The organism is Alteribacillus bidgolensis (assembly GCF_002886255.1).
In the GTDB taxonomy this organism is placed as follows: Bacteria; Bacillota; Bacilli; order Bacillales; family Marinococcaceae; genus Alteribacillus; species Alteribacillus bidgolensis.
On record NZ_KZ614149.1, the window covers coordinates 2148923 to 2172963 of the forward strand.

General features: G+C 39.6%; 22 protein-coding genes and 1 other annotated feature. Of the genes, 7 read left to right on the top strand and 15 right to left on the bottom strand.

Annotation, left to right across the window (positions count from 1 at the left end; all coding sequences use genetic code 11):
• Positions 1-189: 189 nt before the first annotated feature.
• From CEF16_RS10725 to pulA, 5 genes are all read right to left on the bottom strand, one after another.
• Positions 190-1032 (bottom strand): YtnP family quorum-quenching lactonase, encoded by an 843-nt coding sequence (locus tag CEF16_RS10725; RefSeq protein WP_091581621.1) that lies wholly within the window; start codon positions 1030-1032, stop codon positions 190-192.
• 127 nt (positions 1033-1159) lie between these two features.
• The gene (gene trmB / locus CEF16_RS10730; protein ID WP_091581619.1) at positions 1160-1804 is read right to left on the bottom strand and encodes a tRNA (guanosine(46)-N7)-methyltransferase TrmB; all 645 of its coding nucleotides are present in this window, start codon (positions 1802-1804) and stop codon (positions 1160-1162) included.
• Positions 1805-1814: 10 nt separating this feature from the next.
• A complete protein-coding gene (locus CEF16_RS10735; RefSeq protein ID WP_091581616.1) occupies positions 1815-2762 on the bottom strand; it encodes an aminoimidazole riboside kinase in 948 nt (315 codons plus the stop codon).
• A gap of 153 nt (positions 2763-2915) precedes the next feature.
• Positions 2916-3740, bottom strand: a complete 825-nt coding sequence (locus CEF16_RS10740; protein WP_245917831.1) for a phosphotransferase family protein — start codon at positions 3738-3740, stop codon at positions 2916-2918.
• Positions 3741-3897: 157 nt separating this feature from the next.
• Entirely contained in the window at positions 3898-6039 is a 2142-nt protein-coding gene (gene pulA, locus CEF16_RS10745; RefSeq protein WP_091581610.1) for a type I pullulanase, read from the bottom strand.
• Between the two features lie 190 nt (positions 6040-6229).
• On the opposite strand from pulA, the gene purU reads away from it, so the two are divergent.
• Positions 6230-7102: a formyltetrahydrofolate deformylase gene (gene purU, locus CEF16_RS10750; protein ID WP_091581607.1), complete on the top strand. Its 873-nt coding sequence runs from the start codon at positions 6230-6232 to the stop codon at positions 7100-7102.
• Positions 7103-7177: 75 nt separating this feature from the next.
• On the opposite strand, the gene CEF16_RS10755 is transcribed toward purU, so the two are convergent.
• Genes CEF16_RS10755 through thpR form a run of 4 tightly spaced genes read right to left on the bottom strand, consistent with a single transcriptional unit; the run spans position 7178 to position 9818 of the window.
• The gene (locus tag CEF16_RS10755; protein WP_091581604.1) at positions 7178-8125 is read right to left on the bottom strand and encodes a nuclease-related domain-containing protein; all 948 of its coding nucleotides are present in this window, start codon (positions 8123-8125) and stop codon (positions 7178-7180) included.
• Positions 8126-8156: 31 nt separating this feature from the next.
• On the bottom strand, positions 8157-8846 hold the full coding sequence (locus tag CEF16_RS10760) for an LrgB family protein (protein WP_091581601.1): 690 nt from the start codon (positions 8844-8846) through the stop codon (positions 8157-8159).
• Complete coding sequence (locus CEF16_RS10765; protein WP_091581599.1) at positions 8839-9204, bottom strand: CidA/LrgA family protein; 366 nt, start codon at positions 9202-9204, stop codon at positions 8839-8841. The genes CEF16_RS10760 and CEF16_RS10765 overlap by 8 nt, the downstream gene beginning before the upstream one ends.
• Before the next feature lie 47 nt (positions 9205-9251).
• The gene (gene thpR / locus CEF16_RS10770; protein WP_091581596.1) at positions 9252-9818 is read right to left on the bottom strand and encodes an RNA 2',3'-cyclic phosphodiesterase; all 567 of its coding nucleotides are present in this window, start codon (positions 9816-9818) and stop codon (positions 9252-9254) included.
• Positions 9819-10114: 296 nt separating this feature from the next.
• Between thpR and cysK the strand changes: the two genes are divergently transcribed.
• Positions 10115-11056 carry a cysteine synthase A gene (cysK, locus tag CEF16_RS10775; RefSeq protein ID WP_091581594.1) on the top strand — a complete coding sequence of 314 codons (942 nt, stop codon included), beginning with the start codon at positions 10115-10117 and terminating at the stop codon, positions 11054-11056.
• A gap of 630 nt (positions 11057-11686) precedes the next feature.
• Positions 11687-11905 (top strand): DeoR family transcriptional regulator, encoded by a 219-nt coding sequence (locus CEF16_RS10780; RefSeq protein WP_091581591.1) that lies wholly within the window; start codon positions 11687-11689, stop codon positions 11903-11905.
• A gap of 71 nt (positions 11906-11976) precedes the next feature.
• Here the strand turns inward: CEF16_RS10780 and CEF16_RS10785 are convergent, their stop codons facing one another.
• The 5 genes from CEF16_RS10785 to CEF16_RS10805 all read right to left on the bottom strand — a co-directional run bounded on the left by CEF16_RS10785 (position 11977) and on the right by CEF16_RS10805 (position 17058).
• On the bottom strand, positions 11977-12711 hold the full coding sequence (locus CEF16_RS10785) for a pseudouridine synthase (RefSeq protein WP_091581588.1): 735 nt from the start codon (positions 12709-12711) through the stop codon (positions 11977-11979).
• A complete protein-coding gene (locus CEF16_RS10790) occupies positions 12698-13393 on the bottom strand; it encodes a hypothetical protein (protein WP_091581586.1) in 696 nt (231 codons plus the stop codon). The genes CEF16_RS10785 and CEF16_RS10790 overlap by 14 nt, the downstream gene beginning before the upstream one ends.
• A 172-nt stretch (positions 13394-13565) precedes the next feature.
• The gene (gene ftsW / locus CEF16_RS10795; protein WP_091581584.1) at positions 13566-14702 is read right to left on the bottom strand and encodes a putative lipid II flippase FtsW; all 1137 of its coding nucleotides are present in this window, start codon (positions 14700-14702) and stop codon (positions 13566-13568) included.
• A gap of 98 nt (positions 14703-14800) precedes the next feature.
• The gene (locus tag CEF16_RS10800) at positions 14801-16459 is read right to left on the bottom strand and encodes a putative polysaccharide biosynthesis protein (RefSeq protein WP_245917832.1); all 1659 of its coding nucleotides are present in this window, start codon (positions 16457-16459) and stop codon (positions 14801-14803) included.
• Between the two features lie 188 nt (positions 16460-16647).
• Positions 16648-17058, bottom strand: a complete 411-nt coding sequence (locus CEF16_RS10805) for a secondary thiamine-phosphate synthase enzyme YjbQ (protein ID WP_091581582.1) — start codon at positions 17056-17058, stop codon at positions 16648-16650.
• A 140-nt stretch (positions 17059-17198) separates the two neighbouring features.
• On the opposite strand from CEF16_RS10805, the gene CEF16_RS10810 reads away from it, so the two are divergent.
• Entirely contained in the window at positions 17199-18464 is a 1266-nt protein-coding gene (locus CEF16_RS10810) for a BaiN/RdsA family NAD(P)/FAD-dependent oxidoreductase (RefSeq protein ID WP_091581578.1), read from the top strand.
• Between the two features lie 223 nt (positions 18465-18687).
• Here CEF16_RS10810 and leuS read toward each other — a convergent pair whose 3' ends face one another.
• Complete coding sequence (gene leuS, locus CEF16_RS10815; protein WP_091581575.1) at positions 18688-21105, bottom strand: leucine--tRNA ligase; 2418 nt, start codon at positions 21103-21105, stop codon at positions 18688-18690.
• A gap of 86 nt (positions 21106-21191) precedes the next feature.
• Positions 21192-21429 (bottom strand) — a binding site (T-box leader).
• A 285-nt stretch (positions 21430-21714) separates the two neighbouring features.
• Here leuS and mnmL point away from each other — a divergent pair.
• The 3 genes from mnmL (at position 21715) to CEF16_RS10835 (ending at position 24005) form a co-directional block, all read left to right on the top strand.
• Complete coding sequence (gene mnmL / locus CEF16_RS10825) at positions 21715-22686, top strand: tRNA modification radical SAM protein MnmL/YtqA (protein ID WP_091581570.1); 972 nt, start codon at positions 21715-21717, stop codon at positions 22684-22686.
• On the top strand, positions 22683-23255 hold the full coding sequence (mnmM, locus tag CEF16_RS10830; RefSeq protein WP_091581567.1) for a tRNA 5-(aminomethyl)-2-thiouridylate-methyltransferase MnmM: 573 nt from the start codon (positions 22683-22685) through the stop codon (positions 23253-23255). The genes mnmL and mnmM overlap by 4 nt, the downstream gene beginning before the upstream one ends.
• Before the next feature lie 192 nt (positions 23256-23447).
• Positions 23448-24005: a beta-class carbonic anhydrase gene (locus CEF16_RS10835; protein WP_091581564.1), complete on the top strand. Its 558-nt coding sequence runs from the start codon at positions 23448-23450 to the stop codon at positions 24003-24005.
• The last annotated feature ends 36 nt before the right edge of the window (positions 24006-24041 follow it).

The following is a 24041-nucleotide window of genomic DNA, read 5'->3' on the forward strand; positions in this document are numbered from 1 at the left end:
TTATGGCGAAAGCCGTAGTTTTGCTTATACTTTGATCCTTTAAAAAAAATTAAACATTCCTAAAGTGTAAAAAAACTGTCCGCAAATGCAGACAGTTTTTGAATCACTATTTTATTATTATAGTGTTCGGTTATCCGTTTTATTTCCTCCTAATTTCAATACCTATACGTTCCTGGGACGTGAGAGTAGTCAACTTTGTTTTTCAACTGCTTTGATCTTTTCTCCTCGGCTGTCATATTTAATGGCACGATATTTATAATCATGGTAAAACGTAAACCAGGCTTCATTGTTATAGCCGATGTCCATATATTTTTGTTTCACTGCAATAGAATCCATTGGGTAGTCATCAAACGCCATCACCCACAGAACGTTTTGATGAGCGTGTGTTCCCATATTATCAGCCATATGAATAACCATGTCATCCCCTTGCTCAATCGTTACCACACTTAAACCGTTACTATGCCCGCCCACTCTAGTCAGCTTGATGCCAGGAGCAGGTTCAAGTTCTTTAGCATAGGTTTCTACTTTATGCTCAGCAGGTTTCCAATTTTGCTCCCAATATGTATTGCGCGACCTAATATTAGGGTGTTTTGTTTCTTCCCATTCTGTTTCAGAAACATAAATGACCGCTTTTTCATAAGCAGGAACTTCTTGGTCGTTTTCCCATTTAACTAACCCGGCCGCGTGGTCAAAATGCATATGAGTCATTAACACTGCGTCTATGTCAGAAGTCGTTAAGCCCAGCTTTTGAAGATCCTCTTCCACATAAGATTCCTCGGTTATTCCATAATTACGCTTTTGTTTATCAGAAAATCGGTTCTTGCCAAGTCCTGCTTCAATTAACATATTTTTTCCATTCCCTTGAATAAGAATGGGATCACTGCGCAATTCAATTTGATTTTTATCATTCACTGGATACTTTTTGGACCACAACGCTTTAGGAACTACCCCAAACATCGCTCCTCCATCAAGATGGGTCACACCGCCTCTAAGCCAAGTTAATGTGTATTCTCCAATTGTTAACTGTTCCATCCTACCCCTCCCATGAATCCGTTTTCACAGTTTCATTGTAGCATAACTGCCGTTGATGCTTAAAAATGTGTATTAAACATAGCAAAAAATCTTTCAACGTAAAAGGAAAGGCTGCTTTCAAAATCGTTTATTTTGCTCGAAAACATGCTTCTAGCCGGAAAATTCTCTGCCCTTTTTCTGAAAACTTTTCTTCATATTCGGTCATCACATTTTCTTCATCATCACTATTGTGAAGATCCAGCGAAATGTTTTTCAATTTCATCCCATATTGCGACATGCTTTCTAATGAATATTCAAAAAGACCTTGATTATCTGTTTTCATATGAATTTCCCCATGCGGATGCAATGCTTGTTCATAGAGTGATAAAAATGATTTGTACGTAAGCCGCCTTTTTTCATGGCGTTTTTTTGGCCAGGGATCTGTAAAGTTGATATATAGTCTATCTATTTCTTCGCTGTTGAAATATTCCAATAAGTCGTTTACATCACCATTAATAAATTTCAGATTTGTTGGCTTTGTTTGTAATACACGTTGAACTCCAGTAACCAAAACGCTCTCAAACTTCTCAATACCAACAAAATTTATATGAGGATATTTCACACTCATGTTATCCAAAAATTTCCCTTTACCTGTTCCAACTTCTACATAAAGAGGATTATCACTGTTAAACAGTTCCTTCCAAGATTTATCTTTTTTAGATGGAGAGGAAATCACATATTGTGGATGATTTGCGATATATTCTTTGGCCCATGGCTTGTGACGGAGTCTCATACCCATCCTCCTATGTATCTTTATTTTTTTCTATCTCTTTTAGTGTCGGCAGACTAGACATAGCTCCCTTTGCTGAAGCTGCCAGCCCTCCTGATAAACTTGCGAACGCTGCTGCCTCTTGCCATTGCTGCAAACTGATGTCTTCTATCTTATCATCATATTTATGCACATGATATAAGAGTCCGGACAAATATGCATCTCCGGCCCCAGTTGTATCCACTGCCTTCACGCTTTCAGCTTCGATATCGACCTGTCCATTTTTTGTTATTATCGTGCTTCCGTGTTCACCTTTAGTGATAACAAGAACAGGTATTTGATATTTATCAAGCGCAGCTGTTCCTTTAGCTTCCTCTGTTTCGCCTGTTAAGAACTCTAATTCGTCCTCTGATATTTTTACTACATCTGCATGACTTATCGTATGTAAGATAGTCTCGCGAGCCTGTTTTTCAGTAGGCCACAATGGAAGACGAACATTTGGATCAAATGTAATACGCAGGCTGTGTTTTTTGGCTAGTTTAATGGCTTTTAATGTTGCAGAACGCGCTGGTTCATTAATAAGAGTAATAGAACCAAAATGAAGAACTTTGGCTTGTTCAAATAACCGCTCATCAATTTCATCAGGATGAAGAAACTGATCAGCGCTTGGATTGATGTAAAAATTAAAACTTCTTTCTCCACTTTTATCGAGCGTAACAAAAACCGCACCGGTCCGAGCTTCGTCAGTTAAATAGAGATGATCCGTTTTCACTCCATACTGCTGAAGCGTTTCATACAAAAACGTGCCTAGTACATCTTCTCCTAATTTCCCTAAAAAGTATGTATTTATTCCAAGCCGTGATAAACCGACAGCTACATTGGCAGGTGCTCCTCCTGGACTCTTTTGATACAAAGTGTTCCATTCATCCATAGGAATAAAATCAATCAATGCTTCTCCTAAACTAATAACCCCATTCTTCATTCGTTTTCCCCCTTGTTCTATGTTTGATATGACATAAGCCCGGCTTACTAGCCGAGCTTGTAACGGAACTTAACATACGACTTTATTCGGCATTCTATGCCATTATTTCTCAAAAGAAGGCATTACCCGGGAAATATCTTGTTATGGAATGTTTTATGAATACGCTAATAATTGTTTTAGCTGATCTATCCATGATTTAATCTGGTCATGCTGCCCTTTTCTCATATGATAGAGAACGCTGTGTAAAGCATGAGAGATTACATACCAATGCATCCTTTTTTCTAAATCAGAAGTCAATGGCAGCCCATAATGATAAAGCCATTTTTCCCAATGTTCTCGGGGTATGTACTCGTACAATAAAAGACCAAGATCAAAAGCAGGGTCTGCCACAGTGGCCCCGTCCCAATCAATCAAATATAATTCGTTATTTGAATTAATCATCCAATTATTATGATTTATATCACAATGACATACAACCATACGAGGCGGAGTCACTTCATGACGGTTCAGCGACAAATAATCAACGGCCTCTTGTAATAAGGAATACGAGGTACCTGATGCTAACAATTGGTTTTGCAGACATTCTGTTATAGTAGTCGGAGTAAGAGGCTCATTACCAATCCTTTTAAACATATCAAGCAGTTCACTTGAACAATGGATCTTACTCAATAGTTGTGCAACGTCTGAACGATCCATATCAGAAGAACCAAGTTCCCGCCCGTGCACCCAACGCTGAGCGGTGATTACATCGCCATTTTCTAAACGTTTTGTCCATAAAAGCTTAGGAACAATCCCTTCTGCAGAAAGCACTGCAAGAAAAGGAGAGGAATTGCGCTTTAAGAACAGCTTTTTTTCTCCTGCCCTTGCAATATAAGCTTCACCCGTTGATCCTCCAGCGGGTTCAACCTTCCAGTCTTCTCCTAATAGCAATTCCAATAGTTTCACCCTCGTTTTTGTAGAATGTTCATAATAGTTCATGACGTAATCCTTTTCCGTTATATTGCCGCAATGGTTTTTTAGCATACTATCTATCTTTACAAAATTGCGGTTATGGTATGATGGATCGTACAGGCCAGCTAAATGGGCTGATATTGTAACGTAGAACTAAGCAGAGCCTGTCAAAAGCGACTCTGCTTTATTTATATAAAATCATGGCACTAATTGGCCTAACCTCTATCCTATTAGAGTGAACCGCTTTTAATGGTATCAAAGAAGCTCTTTCATCGTCAACGATTACTTGATAGATACCAACATCCGGTAATGGAACTGCTGCGGATTGTCTTGAAGCATTTAATATTACATACAAATTGTTTTCTTTTTTGTTTTTGTGGAGTTTAAAAAACAACGTATCTTTTGGGGCCTCAAGCCGCTCAAATCGTTTGCTGATTTCTGCTGCATTCTGAAGACGAAATGCTTCAAAACGTTTACGGATTTGTATTAAACCTTTCACATATTCTATGTTGGAATGAAAAAGTTCCCTTCTTTCCCAATCGATTTGGTTGATCCAGACCGGAGCATTATAACTATTTTCCACTCCAAATTTTGTTCTAAAAAATTCCTGACCCGCATGTAAAAATGGAATACCTTGAGCAGTAAGCACCATTGTTGTTGCTAATCGGTGCATCTTTATTCGTTCCTCTTTTGAGAAATCATCTCTTATCTTTAATTGATCCCAGAGAGTATAATTATCATGACATTCCACATAATTAATAGACTGGGAAGCATCCACGAAAATACCTTCTCTTTGTCTTGAAGACCAATCGATGGACCCTCTCATATAAAAAGCAATGTTATCTAAATTTTCGCAGTCTTGATTTGCATGGATAAATCCGTTACTACCTGACAAGTGACCTTTCACTGCATCTCTAAAGCGGTCATTGAAAAAACCTATCTTTCCACCTAATTGCGAAGCTTGTTCTATTGTGGCTTTTTGATTTTCCTCAAGAGGCGTATGCATATTCCATCCTTCTCCATATAATAAAAGAGATGGTTTTTTTTGATGGAGGACAAAAGCTGCTTCTTTCATTGTATGAACATCATGAATCCCCATTAAATCAAATCGAAAACCATCCACCTCATAATTGTTCAGCCAATGCAGCAAACAATCTATGATATATTTTTTCATCATTGTTCGTTCAGATGCTGTATCGTTTCCCACTCCTGTACCATCAGCTGGAAGATCATCATTTCCATAGCGAAAATAATAACCCGGAACAAGTTTTTCTAACGAAGCATTTTCTCTTACATAAAAATGATTAAATACTACATCCAAAACGACCCTTAATCCTTCACAATGAAGCGTATCTATTAATTGACGGAGTTCAATAATTCTCGATTCAGGCTGACTCTTATTTACTGCATAACTTCCTTCCGGTACAAAATGATGAATGGGATCATATCCCCAATTGTATGCAGGAGAATTCTTTAATTCATCTACACTGCCAAAATCTTGGACAGGAAGAAGCTGAATGTGAGTTACTCCCATTTCTTTTAAATAGGGAATTGTTGTCGAATATCCTTCAGGAGTCTTTCCTTTTTCCGTCCAACCTAAATATTTTCCCTTGTTTCTGACGCCGCTGTATAAATGAGCGGTAAAATCCCGCACATGCACTTCATAAATAATGGCGTCTGTTTTTTGGCCCATAGGAGGCGGTTGGACGGGATTCCTTGCTTTACCATCTAATTTCTCCCAATTTATAACCACTGAATGCTGGCCGTTTAGGGTGGAAGATGAAGCGTATGGATCCAACGACTCCTGCCACATTCCATTGACAAAAACTTTATAAGTGTAACGAAGTCCGTGTTGACAGCCAGTTAATTTTATCCGCCACACTCCTCTTTCCGATCGCTGCATGGGAATGGAATCTTTTGGATTGGTTTTGTCTCGTTCATAAATCATTAGCATTACTTCTTCTGCTGTCGGCGCCCAGACTGCAAAATGAGTTGCATTATTTGTACAAACAGCTCCTAAATCGGTTCCGCTGTAAGCATATAATTTATCAAACAAAGGCGTGCGAACAGCTTTCCCTGATAATAAATGAGCAGATTGTTTGGCAGGACCTCTCACTTCATACCGTTTTCCAGCTAAAAACGGTTCTTCTACTTGAAAGATTAATACCCCGTTAGAAAAAGTGGTGGTAGTGACAATGTCTGTTTCTTTGTCATTTTCTTTTTGGATGATTTTCCACTCGTTCATAGGCGTTGTAACAGGTCCTTTGACTTTAGCAGTATATAAATCTTCCATCCAAGCAACTAGTGTGTTTCCTTTTGGTTCCATCTCCAGCCTCCAGCATCCGAATATTTATGGGTGAACATCTTTTTTTTCTTGCCAAGGAGTGATATAGTTAATTCCGTTGTCCTCTGGGGTTAGAGGATTCCCCCTTACCTACAATACGCCGAGCAATCTCATGGAAGATGCAGCGTGCAATTATATGAAGACTATGTTAAGAAATCGGAGGAAACTAACAATGAAGCGTACAAAAACATTAAATCGGGCAAGACTGCTTATATCTTGTTCTGACCAACCGGGAATAGTCGCAGCCGTATCTGATTTTTTACACCAAAAAGGTGCTAATATCGTTCAATCGGATCAGTATAGTACGGACCCTGAAGGCGGTATGTTCTTTATGCGGATCGAATTTGACCTGTCTTCATTTAATGAACGTTTTTCAACGGTAGAAAAAGAGTTCCCCGCTATCGCAGAACGTTTTGGAATCAGCTGGCGGTTAGAGAGCGAACGAAAAACAAAAAAAATGGCTATGTTTGTATCAAAAGAAGATCATTGTTTACTTGAGCTGCTCTGGCGCTGGCGCTCCGGTGAATTAGATGTAGAAATTCCTGTGGTAATCAGCAACCATGAGGATTTAAGAGACATCGTTGAAAGTTATGGCATTTCATTTCATTATATTCCCGTCTCTAAAGAAACAAAACAAAAAGCAGAATCGGACGCCGCATCTTTGTTAAAAGACTATCATATAGATTTCATTGTGCTGGCACGTTATATGCAAATTCTCTCACCAGATTTTGTAAAATCATTTGAGCATCGAATTATTAATATTCATCACTCCTTTTTGCCTGCTTTTATTGGGGCCAATCCCTATAAAAAAGCATTTGAACGCGGCGTGAAATTAATTGGAGCTACTGCTCACTACGTGACGAATGATTTGGATGAAGGACCAATCATTGAACAAGAAGTTCTTCGTGTCAACCATCGTTACGACACAGACGACTTAAAAATAGCCGGCCGTAATGTAGAGAAAATAGCTTTGGCTAGAGCTGTAGAATGGCATATAAACGACAAAGTCCTCGTTTACAAAAACAAAACGATTGTATTTAACTAGAACCTGTCCAGCTTCAGTGATGAACAGCTTTCATATATTGGATAACAGCCCTGCCCTGCTATTTTGCTTGCAGGGCTATTTTTCTTCATCGTTATCAAACAAATCTTTGCGCCGAAAAGAAGTCGTTACCGTATGCTGCAACAGCAAATCAGCTGTCTCAAGCTGATTTTTTTTTACTGGCGACGGGTGCCTTTTCATTTTCACAAGCCATTCCTCATGGTTTCTTTTATCTACCATTTTTACTTTCATTCCAGTTGCACGGTGATCAATAATAGCTGCTGGAGTTAACACTACTCGATTCAGTTTCATGTTGAGTTTTTTATTTTGTAAAATGTCCCGGGCGATGGCAGTCATGCGGTTCAAAGATATCACGGGACTCACTCGTCTTTTTCGACTTCCGTCTACATACTCATTCCAAAATCTTCCCGAAGATGTTTCAAATACACTAGTTTGTTTTCCCTCTAAAGTGGTAATGAAATAAACCTCTGTCGGGCTGATTAAAATAATATCCATTTCCACAGGAGCTCTGCCAATGGAGAAAACAGGATAGTACAATACCAAATAGTTATCAGGAAATTCACGCAAAAAATAGCGCAGCTTCTGGTCGTATTTATATTTTGGATTCATCCTGGATTCTTCAAAAAGAGATGAGCTTGCCCACTGCAGCTGAGCCTGAAACAGATCCTCATAAAATATTTCTTTTAACTCTTCCATCGATTTTCCTTTATAAAAAGCAGCAAGGTCTTCTCTTTCTTCCTCTCCTATTTCCTCTGGCAATCGATTTTTTCCAGACAAATGCTTTAGCCGATGGAGGGCTGCTGCAAAAAAACCGTTATCAGCTTCCTCAAACCAATTATCGAACTCACCGTGTTCATTTCCTTTTTCTCGCCGATTCACTCGTATCCATTCTTTTTTAATATGGTTCCAGCGTTCTTTTTTTAAACGTGTAAACTGACTTGGATACCTCTGAATATCATGTTGATATCTTGACGTATAATCTTCCACTTTTAGTAAATGGGCCACTTCTTCACCCCTTTTCCAGTTCAAGAGTTTGCTAGAAAAATAGAAGTGCCAGCAATGGAATAATGATGGAGACTATCACTGCACTCAATGTCATTGCCACAGAACTGGCTGCACCTTCTTTTTCACTGTTTTCAAGAGCTTTGGCTGTGCCTATTGCATGAGAGGCACTTCCTATACCTATACCTTTAGCAAGAACATGATTGATTTTGCAGCATTTGAAAAGATAAGGCGCAATCACTACTCCCCCAATACCAGCTACCATTACAAAAACAGCGGCAAGCGGGGGCGGTCCTCCTATTGACGCGGCTACCTCCATAGCGACAGGAGTAGTAACAGATTTAGGCAGCACGGATGCGATAAGTGCTTGCTCAACCCCCGCGAGCCGGGATAAATAATATCCAGATAGCACCCCGGCAAATGCACCAACAGTTACACTAACAAGAAGAGGAAAAAAATATGTTTTTAGCATTTCTCTTTGTTTATATAATGGATAAGCAAGTGCAACCACTGCAGGTCCCAGCAAGTGCTCAATCCATCGGCCGCCCAGCATATATGTTTCATAAGAAATTCCAGTGCTAAGTAAAACCACAATAATAACAACCGTTCCAGTCACAATAGGGAGCGTAATGGGATAAGAAAAGCGCTGATAAAACTTACGTGCGCCAATATAAACCAATACTGTACCTGCTGCAGCCAACACAGCAGCAGCCCAATTAATCATGCTGTTCCCTCCTTCTTGCAAAAAACTGAGCTGTCATTCCAGTAACAGCCATCACAAGCAGCGTGCTGGTGAAAGCAATGGCTACGAGCCATAAACCAGAACCAGAAAATAATTCTAAGTACACAATCGTTCCTGCCGTAACTGGTAAAAATAATAACGGCATATGTGACAGCACCAAACTTGTCCCCATCGCTATCCATTTTGGTTTAATCAGTTTTGTATAAAACAGGCCCAATAACAAAAGCATGCCAATAATACTGCCTGGTATCACTAGATCAAACCATTTTTGAATCCAAACCCCTGCATAATAAAAAAAGTATAATATTATAATGTGCATAATCATTCGAATGAGATCCATTTCTTTGATTTCTCCACTCCTTAGGGAAACAACAGAAAACCTTATCTTTATTTATCGGCTCTCAATGTAAATGTTTCCACTCTTTCGTATTTTGGTAAGCGGTCTAAATGAGTTCTATATATAACAAACTCTTTAGCAGTCCACGAAACGGCTGGTATAGAAGACAACCGTTTTACAGCATGTTGAAATGATTCTTTGCTGTTCCACTTTCTTGCTACCGTAATATGGGGTTTGTATGTCCGTTTTTCTGCTGCAAAGCCAATCGTATCACAATCAATAGAAACGTCTCTTTGTAAGTGATATAATGCATGAGGACCCTCTGCTCCAACCAAAAAAATACGTGGTTCAGCAGGTTTACCAAACCAGCCGGCATTTGTAATATCCAAGGAAAAAGATGGATAGTTTAAGGAAAGGTGTTCCATGTTTTCAGACACTCTCTGAATCTGCCTGTTATTAGCACCACCTAAGAAAAAGAGGGTTATATGATAATCGGCAGGATAGACCCATTTTTTAAAAGGAAGCTTATGTTTGACTTCTTTTTTCCAGGTATCAATATGATCTTTAATCTCCTGCGGCAGAGGCAGTGCAATAAAATAATGAGGGTTAGGTGCCACATTATCCCTTCCTTTTTTGACTTATTATTTCCTTTTACACGTTTACCAATTCCATTTTATCTAATGTTGAAACACTTTGCTAAAAAATTGAATATGTTCTTCTGCCAGTCAAGAAGAGAACTCCAGAAAGAAAACCTCTTCAATGGCAGCATTCGTGCGTCCCGAGCGTTAGATGCAGCCGTTTTGCTTGTACTGTTTACGAATAAATTTTTATCCTTTGCTAACAGTCTAAAAATACGTGTGTTAAGATAAAATTTAAAAAGTGATTTAGGAATAAATAAAGGAAGTGACCATACATGCAAGTAGTAAACAATATGTCAGATCTTGTCGGACAAACGCCATTAGTAAAATTAAATCGTCTTCCTGATCCAAAAGGAGCAGCCGTTTATCTTAAATTAGAATTCCAAAACCCAAGCGGGAGTGTCAAAGATAGAGCAGCCAAGAATATGATTGTTCAAGCGGAAAAAGAAGGCCAGCTCACTCCAGACTCTATCATCATCGAACCAACCTCCGGAAACACGGGAATTGGCCTGGCTATGAACGCATCTGCTCGCGGCTACCGCTCCATCCTAGTCATGCCAGATTCCATGTCAAACGAAAGAATTAATTTACTTAAAGCGTACGGAGCAGAAGTAGAACTTACACCTGGACATAAAAAAATGCCTAGGGCAATTGAACGGGCTCATGAACTTGTAAAAGAAATTCCAAACAGTTTTATGCCGATGCAATTTGAAAATAAAGCAAATCCTGACGCGCACCGCAAGACAACAGCTTTAGAAATTAAAGAAGCAATGGATGAGGTCGGCAAACCGCTTGGTTCGTTTGTTGCAGCCTCAGGAACAGGCGGAACGGTTACCGGAACCGGGGAGGAACTTAAAAAGTATTATCCAAATCTTCCTGTATTTGTAGTAGAGCCATATGGATCTCCTGTACTTTCAGGCGGAAAGCCCGGCCCTCATAAATTGGTGGGCACAAGTCCAGGTTTTATTCCACCTGTATTAAACCAAGATGTCTACAATAAAATTTATAAAATTACAGATGAAGATGCTTATGAAGCAACACACGGCCTGGCAAGAGAAGAAGGGATATTGGTTGGCCCTTCATCTGGTGCAGCTTGCTTTGCGGCAATGGAAGCTGCCAAACACATGTCACAAAGCGAAGCCGTAGTGGCCATTGCTTGTGATACCGGCGAACGTTATTTATCGACCGACCTTTTTGACTTTGAAAGTGAACAATAGAACAAGCCAATACAGTTGTCTCAACAGGCATGGGACGGCTGTTTTAATATGACCAGCTAAGACATACTCTCCTTCATTATCTCATAGAAAAAGGTGAAAACAGTTACATTTCACGTAAAAAATAGCTGCTCCGCATTTGTGATTGTGGGAGATCAGCTTTACCATTTTATTTTTTACAAAAAATTTATTTTTTTTACAATATCAATAGATCATTTACGTTGTCCTTACCGATGGAAGGATCACAGCGCTACAGTCCCTTAAAAATCCTTTATTTTTGGGATAAAAAGAATGTTCTTTTATATATTTTTGTTAAGTTTATTTTCTTCTTTTCTCTTTTTCCTTAACTTTACTCCATTTCAAAATCCTGTGCTTTGCTAATTGTTTGAAATTATTGTACAATACGAATTAATAAATGGGGCCATTGATAGGTTAAAAATTATTATAAGTTGTATCATTTCCACTCTGGCTATTCATACTATTAAATACAGCACCATTCCTTTATACATTTTGAATTGTTTGCTGAATCGTGTACCTGTCAATGTTATTTCATGCAGTCTATACAGATTTAAGCCCCGGGAGTATCGTTTCATAACTATACTCACCTATCAATTATTGCTAAGGAGTGGTTTTTTGAGGACTTCAACCGACCGAATGATCACCCGTGTAAAATCCATTTACCTTTATATTAAAGAGAAAGGAACGGTGACAACAAGGGAACTGGTTGACGAATTCGGAATCACCCAGCGTACGATTCAGCGCGATCTGAACGTCCTGGAATACAATCACCTCGTGCATAGTCCGTCAAGGGGGAAATGGACAATAACTAGGAAAAAAGTAAAAGCATCTTAAAAGAATAATGAACAAAAGACAAAGAGCTGTTCCATATTTGGACAGCTCTTTGATATGTGCAGATTCTGCTATTAAGTAACCCCTTCGTTTTTTGTATATGCTTTTTGAAGCAGCTCTTTTACTTCCTTCTCGGTCATATCTCTATACTCACCAGGTTCAAGTGTTTCATCGAGTGTAAGACTTCCAATAGAAATCCTTTTTAAAAACAACACTTTCTTCCCAACTGCTTCAAACATTCTTTTCACTTGATGAAATTTACCTTCCGTAATCGTTAAAGAAATTTCAGTGGCTGCATGGTCTTTTACTTGTAGATCTGCCGGTTTCGTATGATACCCATCTTCAAGAACCACTCCGTTTGAGAAAGCCGAAATATCTTCTTCTGTCACTTCTTGATTGATAATAGCTTCATACGTTTTCGTAACTCCTTTTTTGGGGGATGTTAACGCATGTGCAAATTTACCGTCATTCGTTAGAAGCAGCAGTCCTTCTGTATCTTTATCTAAACGCCCCACAGGAAAAGGCTCCCGCACCGCATCTTCAAATTCCAAAATATCAAGTACGGTTTCATGCATCTCATCTACCGTTGCTGAAATAACGCCCTGCGGTTTATTCATTAAAAGATAGATAAATTCTCTATATTCCAGTACCTCACCTAAAACGATAACTTCTTCGGCATCTGGGTCTACTTGCGCTGCTCCGCTTTTAACTTTTTTACCGCCAATTTCTACTGCCCCTTGCTTCAAGAGCTTTTTCACTTCTTTTCGACTACCATATCCTGTATTGGCCAATAATTTATCTATTCTCATTTTCTTTGTCCCCTTTACGATGTTCCATTTGCTCGAGCACCTGCCTGGCAAACGCACCGTGTGTACCTTCTAAATGAGCATGAAGAACCCCTGCTGGTATTTGAGCAAATACTGCCTTTTGTATAGGTTTCGACACTCCTGCCTTTTCTAAACGTTCTTCTAGCTGCACCGCAAGCTTCATCGTTTCTTCAACAGCTATCTGGTTTGCTTTTTTCACCATATCCTCTGTACCAACTTCTACGTTAAAGGCATCTCCCAGCCACGACTCTAATGTGGTACGTTCTTTCTTAACGTTGTCAGGAACAACAAATGTCCCTCCGCTTTTATCCCGAACTGCCTGATTGGCATGTCCTGCAAACTTAGCCGGGATGATGTGATGATAAGGCGCTGTTTCTTTAAGTTTGTTTGCATGTAAGCTTGTTGCCGTGTGAAAAAAAACAGTGTTTGGGTGAAATAAATGGGCAAACTTTCTCAAAAAAGTAATACATCCCTCTGGCGGCAAAGCAAGAAATACATTGGTAAATCTATGAAAATGTTCAGGAGAACAGTATTGAATCCGTTCATCTCTCCCTGCAGCTGCATGGACTTTTTCAGCCGTTCGATTGTAAATGTTAAATACTTGCTGCTGCTGATTTAAAGTAATAATCATTTTAACAAGTTTTCCATAACCGGCTACTAGCATGTATTACTGCTCCTTCCAAACACAGCTCTAAAAACTCGGCTTGACGCCAAGTTCAAATGGTTTGAAGCCTTAGTCTTTTCTTATACTTTGATCCTTTAACAAAGTTAAAAATCACGAAGTATAAAAAGGGAAAAACGCTGCCCTTATGGAATGGGACAACGTTCCTTATTCATTAAGCTGCCTCTGTTTTTACTTTTGACCTTTTTTCCATTTTATTTACTCTAGATATATTTGCTAGAATACCAATAGCTGATAGAGATACGAGCAGCGAAGATCCTCCATAACTTACAAATGGGAATGGCAGACCTGTAATCGGCAGCAATCCTGTCGCGGCCCCGGCATTTACCACTGCTTGAGACACCAATTGAAACACGAGACCAAAAGCAAGCAATGTACCAAACGTATGTGTACTGCGTGCCCCGATAAGTACGCCGCGCCAGGCAATAACCGTTAAACAAATCAATACAAATCCAATCCCTATAAAACCAAGTTCTTCTGAGATAACTGCCAAAATAAAATCCGTATGCGGTTCCGGTAAAAAATGCATTTTCTGTACACTTTGTCCTAAACCTACACCTGTTAATCCCCCATGAGCAAAGGCAACATATGCTTGAATGAGCTGATAACCACCGCCAGCTGCTTCTGCCATTTCAAATGGATCTTGAAAAGCAGTTAAGCGTTGTATTCGATATGGTTCACTAATCGCAAAATAGCTGATAACAGCAAAAGAAAGTCCTGCAAGAACGGCAAGGTGCCTTATCTTTGCTCCGGATAGAAACACAATAATTCCCGAAGTCATCAGAATAGCCGCTGCTGTTCCGAGGTCCGGCTGAAGCATAATTAATGAAAATATGAAAACGACCGCAACGAGCGGTGGAATCACACCACTGATAAATTTATTAATATAGGCTTGTTTTTGAGAATATACTTGGGCTAAATAAATAATAACGGCAAGTTTTACAAATTCTGCGGGCTGAATGCTAAATGATCCAAATGCAATCCAGCTTTTTGCCCCATTTACTTCCCGCCCGACCACGAGTACTAACACAAGGATGAGGACGGAACCAAGAAGAAAGACTGGGGATAGTTTTTTCAAATAAGAATACCGAAAATGCATAAAGAATAAAAGCAATATGCTCCCTGTTCCAAACCATATAAGCTGTCTTACAAAAAAATAGGAAGGATTTTCATAAAGATCAATGGCAAGAGGAAAACTTGCACTATAAATCATAATGATTCCAAACATGCTTAGAAATATTGCTGCTCCAATCAACCACCAATCATAATCTTTGTATCGTTTACGTATCATGGTTCCTCCCGGTAAAAGGGGATAATTTCCTTTGTTTCATAGTTGTTACATTATACCATCATCCCCCTCTAGAAAAAAGAGGATATAGAAACGTTTCGTTAATTTGGTTTTTTCAATATAGAAAACCGTTCTCCAAGTACAATACCAGCAAGTCCGCTCTTTACGCTTAAAATGAAGTATAAGCCAGCCCCTGCAATAACACTAAATAACTCTACAAACAAAGCGTTTCTCCATGATGTCAGCGGAAACAACGTTAATGCTCCTTCTTTCACAACGAGTACGGCAGCCGTCATGCATACGGTAAAAAACATTATCAACGCTGTACGTTTCAGGATTTTTCCGTATTGAAAAGCAGCAAATTTTCCAATCGCCCAACCATTAAAAGCTGTAGCAGCGCCAAAACCTGCAATTGTACTAAAACTCCCGCCGATAGGCCCCATAGTATAGAGAAAAGTATAGGCTGTTACCCCCTTTATCGCTAACCCTATCACGAGCGAAAAAACAGCATAGCGCTGGCGGTTTATACCTTGCAAAATCGCAGCAGTAACCGAAAATAGTGAAAATAACACAGCCGCAGGAGCGTAATAACGAAGAACATACCCTCCTATTTTCACATCTTCCAATCCAAACAAAACAGCAAAAGTTGGGTAGGCCAGTATGAATAAGCCAGCGGCTGCAGGGATAGAAAGAAATAAAATCACTTGATACGTCTGGGTAATCTGACGTTGTAATAATGGCTTATCTTGATTAGTAAACGAATTTGTGATCGTCGGAATTAATGTAACAGACATTGCTGTCGCAACAGCTACCGGGATTAATATAAGTTTATGAGCAGATCCTGCAAACGCACCATAAGCTATTTCTGCTTCTCCCTGAGAATACTGGTCACTTGCCATTAAAGCATTGTTAAAAGTGAACAAATCCACCATTTGAAAAAGCGGTATAGCCAAACCAACAAAAGAAAGAGGCAGTGCATAGGAAATCAGTTCTTTGTACATGGAAGGCAGTGTAATATTATAGTCAGCAGTGCTTTCCTCTGCTTCCTTTTGGATCAAGGATTTTCGCTTTTTCCAGTAGAACAGCAGCACCGCTAATGCTCCTAGTCCTCCGATAAAGGCCCCGAATGTCGCAAAACCAATAGCTGTTCCAAGTTCGCCTTCCCATATGTATAAAATTGCAAAGGCCATCGTCAAAATAAAGATAATACGAACAATTTGTTCAACCACTTGGGAGACCGCAGTAGGCCCCATAGATTGAAACCCTTGAAAATAGCCGCGAAATACTGACATTGCCGGAATAAGAAGCAATGCTACACTGACCATCCGAATTGTAAACACTACATCTGTTATCGAGTTTCCATTTAGGTCGTCAGGGTTTGAAATAATCCATCCTGCTATCACTGGTGCGAGGAAAAACAATAGTAAAAACGCAATAAATCCTGTAATCGTCATAAAAAAGAGGCCGGAACGAAACAAACGCTGGCCTGTCCTGAAATCACCTAGCGCGTTATATTTTGACACGAATTTAGAAACCGCCATTGGAACGCCCAATGTGGCTAAACTTAATAAAATTGTGTATGGCTGGTATCCATATTGGTATAAAGCTAACCCTTGCTGTCCCACCATAGCTACAAAAGGGAAAATATATATCATTCCGAGAAATTTAGATAAAAACGTGGAAACCGATAATATCATCGTGCCCCGTAAAAACTTTGAATCAGACATACCTTCATCTCCAATAATCATTACGTCATTCATAAACAGTGATCTGCTTCTAAGAAATTTTACCATATTTCCTAGGATTTAATCTTCTCTTTAAAATCACAAAGAAAAAGAAGGGGCTGTCCTCGTCAAAATACAAACGGAATATACTCGCTTTTACCCTCAGGGCAAAAGTGCGCGCATTCATACCTTAAACAAACCTTTTGAGTCAGCCCCGTCAATTTTTATGCTTCTTTTACACCTTTTATATACATCGTGCGTTGTCTTGGACCATCAAACTCACAGAAATAAATGCCCTGCCATGTTCCGAGTACTATATTCCCATCTTCAATAATTAACGTTTGCTGGGTACCTACTGTACTTGCTTTTAAATGAGAAGCAGAATTACCTTCAGCATGTTTGTATTTGGGGTGTTCCCATGGGTACACTTCATCAAGTCTCATCAGCATATCATGTTTGACGTCTGGATCTGCATTTTCATTCACCGTTATACCTGCCGTTGTATGAGGACAATAAACGATGACAATGCCTTTGTTTATCTCTTTTTCTTTAATAAAAGATTTTACTTCTCTCGTTACATCAATCATTTCGTCTCTTTGATTCGTTTGAACAGTGCGTTTTTGAAGCAAGTTCATTCCTCCTTTATTTTCGGGTTTTATAAAGTTTGATATGATAATTTAAGTTTATCATGCATGATAATGTTTCGTTTTCCCTTAAAAGGAAAACATAAATCATAACGATCTAAAAGATCAATACGTAAGGCAGGGAACAGACGATGAACTATAATGTAATAATCGTAGGCGGGGGACCAGCCGGTCTTATGGCAGCGGTAGCTGCTGCCGAACACGGGGCTAGTGTCCTCATTGTGGATAAAGGAAAAAAACTTGGAAGAAAACTCGCTATTTCTGGAGGAGGGCGCTGCAACGTTACGAATCGAATGGATCAAAAAGAACTGATTGCCCACATTCCAGGGAATGGAAAATTTATGTACAGTCCTTTTTCTATTTTTAACAATGAAGACATTATCACTTTTTTTGAAGGGATGGGTATTGCTTTAAAAGAAGAAGACATGGGCAGAATGTTCCCGGTTAATGATAAAGCTGTTACCGTCGTAAAAACACTATTAAATAAAATGCAGGAATTAGGCGTAGAAACCCGCTTGAACACGAAAGTTTCTTCTCTCTTGTTTGAAGAAAATAAAGTAACGGGGATTATGGTGGAAGACGATGAAAAAATAAACGCCGACGCTGTTATTATCGCAACCGGAGGTAAATCGGTTCCCCATACCGGCAGTACAGGAGACGGATATCCGTGGGCGGAAGCGGCTGGACACAAAATTACAGAATTGTATCCAACAGAAGTGCCGATTACTTCTGCTGAACCTTTTATAAAAGAAAAACGGCTGCAAGGTCTCTCACTGTCTGATGCATCCCTAAGTGTGTATAACCCAAAAGGAAAAAAAATAATTACTCACAGAGGCGGAATGGTATTTACTCACTTTGGCATTTCTGGTCCTATCGTTTTAAGATGCAGTCAATTCGTTGTAAAGGCTATGAAAAAACATAAAACAACATCCATTACGATGGGCCTTCACTTATACCCAGACACTAATTCTGAAACTTTTTTCCAAGAACTGGTTCAGCATAAAAAGAAAGATGGAGCAAAAGCTTGTAAAAATGCATTAAAGCATTTAGCTGCTGAACGCCTTCTTCAGTTCTTTTTAGAAAAAGCAGAGATGGATCCATCCACCTCGCTTCAAGATATACCAAATGATAACCTTCGAAAATTAGCAGACTTATTCACAGATTTTCGGTTTGAAGCAAACGGTACGCTTTCCATTGAAGATGCGTTCGTTACAGGCGGAGGTATATCTGTTAAGGAAATTCACCCTAAAAGGATGGAATCCAAATTTAAATCAAGACTATATTTTTGCGGAGAAATTTTGGACATTCATGCTTATACAGGCGGTTTTAATATAACTTGCGCATTTTCCACGGGTTATACAGCAGGAAAATCAGCGGCAGAAACAGCAGCAGATTAATTTATCCACACTCTGTGCATAACCCACTTGCTTCGTTTGTGGATAACGAACGGCTTTTCCACAGTTATTTAAAACGCTTTCATATAGAATGTGAATAAACGGATGATTTACACACAAGTTTATTCACAAAACTTCGAGTTATCCACAAAATTATACACAAATACACACGTTCGTGTTTCATTGAAAAACAGCCCTTCCTTAAAAAAGGATAGGGCTGTTTGCATTAATTTGCCACTATATTAATCAGTTTGCCGGGAACGGCTATCACTTTTCGAATGGTTTTCCCTTCTATTTCTTCCTGTACTTTATCGTTTTCCTTAGCAATAGCTTCCATCTGCTCTTTATCAGCATCTTTTGGTATCACTGCTTTTGCTCGAACTTTCCCGTTCACTTGAAGTACAATTTCTATTTCATCTTCTATCAGCATGTTTTCATCATACTCTGGCCAAGCTTCATAGGCAATTGTTTCTGTGTGCCCTAAGAGCTCCCAGATTTCTTCTGCTAAATGTGGTGCTACAGGTGACAATAATTTCACAAATCCTTCCATGTATGCACGAGGAAGATTATCCTGCTTGTAGGCTTCGTTAACAAAAACCATCAATTGACTGATTCCTGTGTTAAAACGAAGGTTTGTAAAGTCATCTGTTACACGCTGAACCGTTTGGTGATAGGCACGGGCGAAATCTTTGTTTCCTTCTGAATCGGTAATCGCTGTTGTAAGTTCATTATCTTTAGTATATAAACGCCACACTCTATCTAAGAACCTGCGAGCACCATCCAGACCGTTTTCTGACCATGCTACCGAAGCATCAAGCGGTCCCATAAACATTTCATAAAGACGCAGCGTATCAGCACCATGTGTCTCTAAAATGTCGTCAGGGTTTACTACGTTCCCTTTGGATTTACTCATTTTCTCATTGTTTTCTCCAAGGATCATTCCTTGATTATACAAACGTTGAAATGGCTCTTTTGTTGGTACCACACCAATATCATATAATACTTTGTGCCAGAAACGTGCATACAATAAATGCAAGACAGCGTGTTCGGCACCGCCAATATAAATATCAACCGGAAGCCAGCGTTTAAGTTTTTCTTCATCTGCTAACGCTTCGTTATTATCTGGGTCGATAAAACGCAGGTAATACCAGCAGCTTCCCGCCCATTGCGGCATTGTGTTGGTTTCCCGGCGCCCTTTCATCCCGGTTTCAGGATCCGTCACTTCAAGCCACTCCGCCGCATTGGCAAGTGGAGATTCTCCTGTGCCGGACGGCTTAAATTCATCCATTTCCGGAAGCTCTAACGGCAATTCATTATCAGGTACCGCACTCATTGTCCCGTCTTCCCAATGAATAACAGGAATAGGCTCTCCCCAATAGCGCTGACGGCTGAACAGCCAATCACGAAGGCGGTAGGTAATCTGCTTTTTACCTTTCCCCTCTTTTTCTAATCTTTCAATCATTTTTGTAATAGCTTCTTCTGTGTAAAGACCATTCAAAAATTCAGAGTTTACATGGGGACCGTCTTCTGTATATGCTTCTTCGTTAAGATTTCCGCCTTCCACTACTTCCACAATCGGAAGGTCAAACTGTTTTGCAAATTCATAGTCACGTTCATCATGGCCCGGCACCGCCATAATTGCACCGCTTCCGTAATTTACTAACACATAATCAGCAATCCAAATCGGCAGTTTTTCACCGCTTACAGGATTTACAGCATATGCTCCAGTGAACACCCCTGTTTTTTCTTTTTGAAGCTCTGTCCGCTCGAGGTCACTTTTGGTACCGACTTCTTTTTTATAAGCTTCTACCGCTTCTTTTTGTTCTTTCGTCACAATTTTATCTACTAATTCATGCTCTGGGGCAAATACACAATATGTTGCACCAAACAATGTATCAGGACGGGTTGTAAACACCGTAAAGGTCTCATCTGTGCCTTCAATTCCAAAATGAACATCTGACCCCTCAGAACGGCCAATCCAGTTGCGCTGCATATCTTTTACGCTTTCTGGCCAATCTAGTTCCTCTAGGTCTTCTAGCAAACGGTCTGCATATTCGGTAATTTTTAACATCCATTGTTTCATTGGACGACGTTCAACCGGATGGCCGCCCCGTTCACTTACCCCGTCAATTACTTCTTCATTAGCAAGTACTGTACCAAGCGCAGGACACCAGTTTACAGCCACTTCATCCATATAAGCAAGGCCTTTTTTATACAACTGCAAAAAGATCCATTGCGTCCATTTATAATAGTTTGGATCGGTTGTGTTAATTTCGCGGTCCCAATCATAAGAAAAACCTAATGATTTAATTTGTCTCTTGAACGTTTCGATATTCGCTTGTGTAAATTCCCGGGGATGTTTCCCTGTATCAAGAGCAAATTGTTCGGCTGGCAGACCAAATGCGTCCCACCCCATTGGATGCATCACATTAAAGCCTTGCATACGTTTCATACGGGATAATATATCTGTGGCTGTATACCCTTCTGGGTGGCCGACGTGAAGCCCTGAACCAGAAGGATACGGAAACATGTCAAGTGCATAAAAATCCGGTCCTTCCCCCAGTTTATCTGACGTTTTAAACGTTTTATTCTTTTCCCAGTATTGCTGCCATTTTTTTTCTATGTCTTTATGAGAAAACGCCATTTTATGTTAACCTCCTTCAACTTTATACAAACTAAAAAGCTAGTATCACAAACGAGAAAAAAAACCTCCCATCCCTAGCATGTTTCATTAGGGACGAGAGGTTTTCGAATCCAAATTAGTTCCCGCGGTACCACCCTGATTGACATACTTTTTGAAAAGCATGCCCGCTCTTCATATCCATAACGCGGATGAACGGCAAAAGGTACTCTTTTTTCTCCTTTGCAACTAAAAGGGGAGTTCATGGCCGCCTTTGTCCAGCTTCCACCAACCGCCAGCTCTCTGATACCCAGCAGCACCATTACTAATCCTTCTCTATGTTTTTTACCTATTTATTTCACTAGTTCGAGTCTTTCTGTCAATACTTGATATTTTATGAATTTCCTATTTTTCTGTCAAGACTTTCACAGGCTTTCGCAATAAAAGTTTATTGTTATTTTAGCATTCTTTCCAACGATATGCTGTTCATATAACTCTTTTTTACAAACATTTTGAATCACTGCCATAAAACGGACACGTATGCTACACTCTCCGTTTGGGTTTTTAACGTGTAACATGCTAAAATACGAAGAGTTATTATGATCAAAGGAAGTTATTAAGGAGAGATAGATAATGCTTCAACCAAATCAGGAACCCGTCCCTCTCTTGTGGGGGGAAAAACGGTACCATACATGGAATTACCACCTTCGTGAACATTTCGGTGAAAAAATATTTAAAATTCCTCTTGATGCTGGTTTCGATTGTCCAAATCGTGACGGAAAAGTAGCATCAGGCGGCTGTACGTTTTGTTCGGAACGAGGATCTGGTGATTTTGCCGGTGATCGTAAAGATGATCTTATCACGCAATTTCATACGATTAAAAATAGAATGCATAAAAAATGGAAGAAAGGTAAATATATCGGTTATTTTCAAGCTTTCAGCAACACGTACGCGCCCGTCGAAGAGCTGAGAGAACTGTTTGAAGTCATTCTCGAACAGGAAGATGTTGTTGGGCTTGCGATTGCAACAAGACCGGACTGCCTTCCAGATGATGTCGTTGAATATCTTGCTGAGCTTAATGAGCGGACGTATTTGTGGGTAGAGCTTGGTTTGCAAACCGTGCATGAACGAACTGCCATGATCATTAACCGAGCTCACGATTACGAGTGCTATAAAGAAGGAGTAAACAAACTAAGAAAACACGGAATTCGGGTTTGTTCCCATATTATTAACGGGCTTCCGCTTGAGTCACACAACATGATGAAAGAAACAGCGCAGGAAGTGGCGAAATTGGATGTTCAAGGAATCAAAATTCACCTGTTACATCTGTTGAAACGTACACCAATGGTAAAACAGTATGAAAAAGGAATGGTCGATCTTATGAGCAAAGAAGACTATGTAAAGCTCGTTGTCGACCAGCTTGAAATGCTGCCTCCTGAAATGATTGTCCACCGTTTAACTGGAGACGGCCCTTCTGATTTAATGATCGGACCGATGTGGAGTTTAAATAAATGGGAAGTGCTTAATGCTATTGATGATGAATTGAAAAATAGAAACAGCTGGCAAGGAAAGCACTATGAACCCGTGCCAGCATCGGTAAAATGATCCTGCCAGGCATTCTCCCATTTGTCCGTGAGCTTGTGGACCGCTGCTTAAAAGAGGGTGACATTGCCATTGATGCTACCGCAGGAAATGGCATAGATACCCTCTACCTTGCAAATAAAGTTGGAACAAGCGGAAAAGTGTATAGTTTTGATATTCAAAAAGCAGCAATAGAAAATACGAGCGCTCGTCTTAAAGACCATCAGCTCGAAAACCGTGTTTCATTAATACTAGACAGCCATGAAAATGCTGCATCTTATATCATAGATGAAGAGCATTCCCTCCTGAAAGCAGCTGTTTTTAACCTTGGTTATCTTCCTAGTGGTGATAAAACGATTACTACAAAGGGGGATTCAACCGTCCAAGCCGTTTCTAACCTGATACAAATTATGCCTTCTCGTTCCATGATTATCCTTGTCATTTATCACGGGCATGAAGAAGGGAAAAAAGAAAAACAAACCATTGAAACGTTTGCGAAACAACTCAAACAAACATCCGTTCAAGTGCTGCGTTATGAATTTATAAATCAAATAAACAACCCGCCGTTTATTATAGCAATAGAGAAAAAATAAAAAGAAAAAGCGTCCCTGTAAGAAGCTGTATTCTATTTAACTTTAGAGGGCGGTTCTTTTTCTCTTTTATGACAATCATTCAGTCTTCGCTGCTTCCAATGACAGCATATTTCATATAGAAATAGTTTTTTCCTTGACTTTTTTGCAAACTTTTCAGAAACTATCTATATAAGAGAAAAGGAGTGTATTTAAATGTCTGTACTAGATTCTATTCTTGAATTTAATGAAAACTTTGTAGAAAAAAAAGATTATGAACAATACCAAACGAGCAAATTCCCGGACAAAAAACTTGTCATTTTAACATGTATGGACACCCGGCTTTTGGAGATGCTTCCAAGAGCATTAAACCTTTCCAATGGAGACGCAAAAATCATCAAAAATGCTGGTGCTATGATTTCACATCCATTCGGAAGCATTATGCGAAGCATTATTGTCGCTCTATATGAACTGCAAGCAGAAGAAGTGGCTGTTATAGGCCACTATGGATGCGGAATGACCGGGCTTGAATCCAATTCTATCTTAGATAAAGCAGAAGATAGAGGAATTGACCTTGCAAAAATAGAAGCAGCTTCTTATGCAGGCGTCGATGTAGACAAATGGCTTCATGGGTTTAACGATGTAGAAGATAGTGTAAAAAACAGTGTAGATATTATTAGACGCCACCCTTTATTACCAGCAAATACCCCTGTACACGGCCTTGCAATTTCTCCTGACACCGGAAAATTAACTGTCTTAGATAGAGCGGAATAAAATAGCTGTTTGAAAAACATAATCCATACAAAAGCC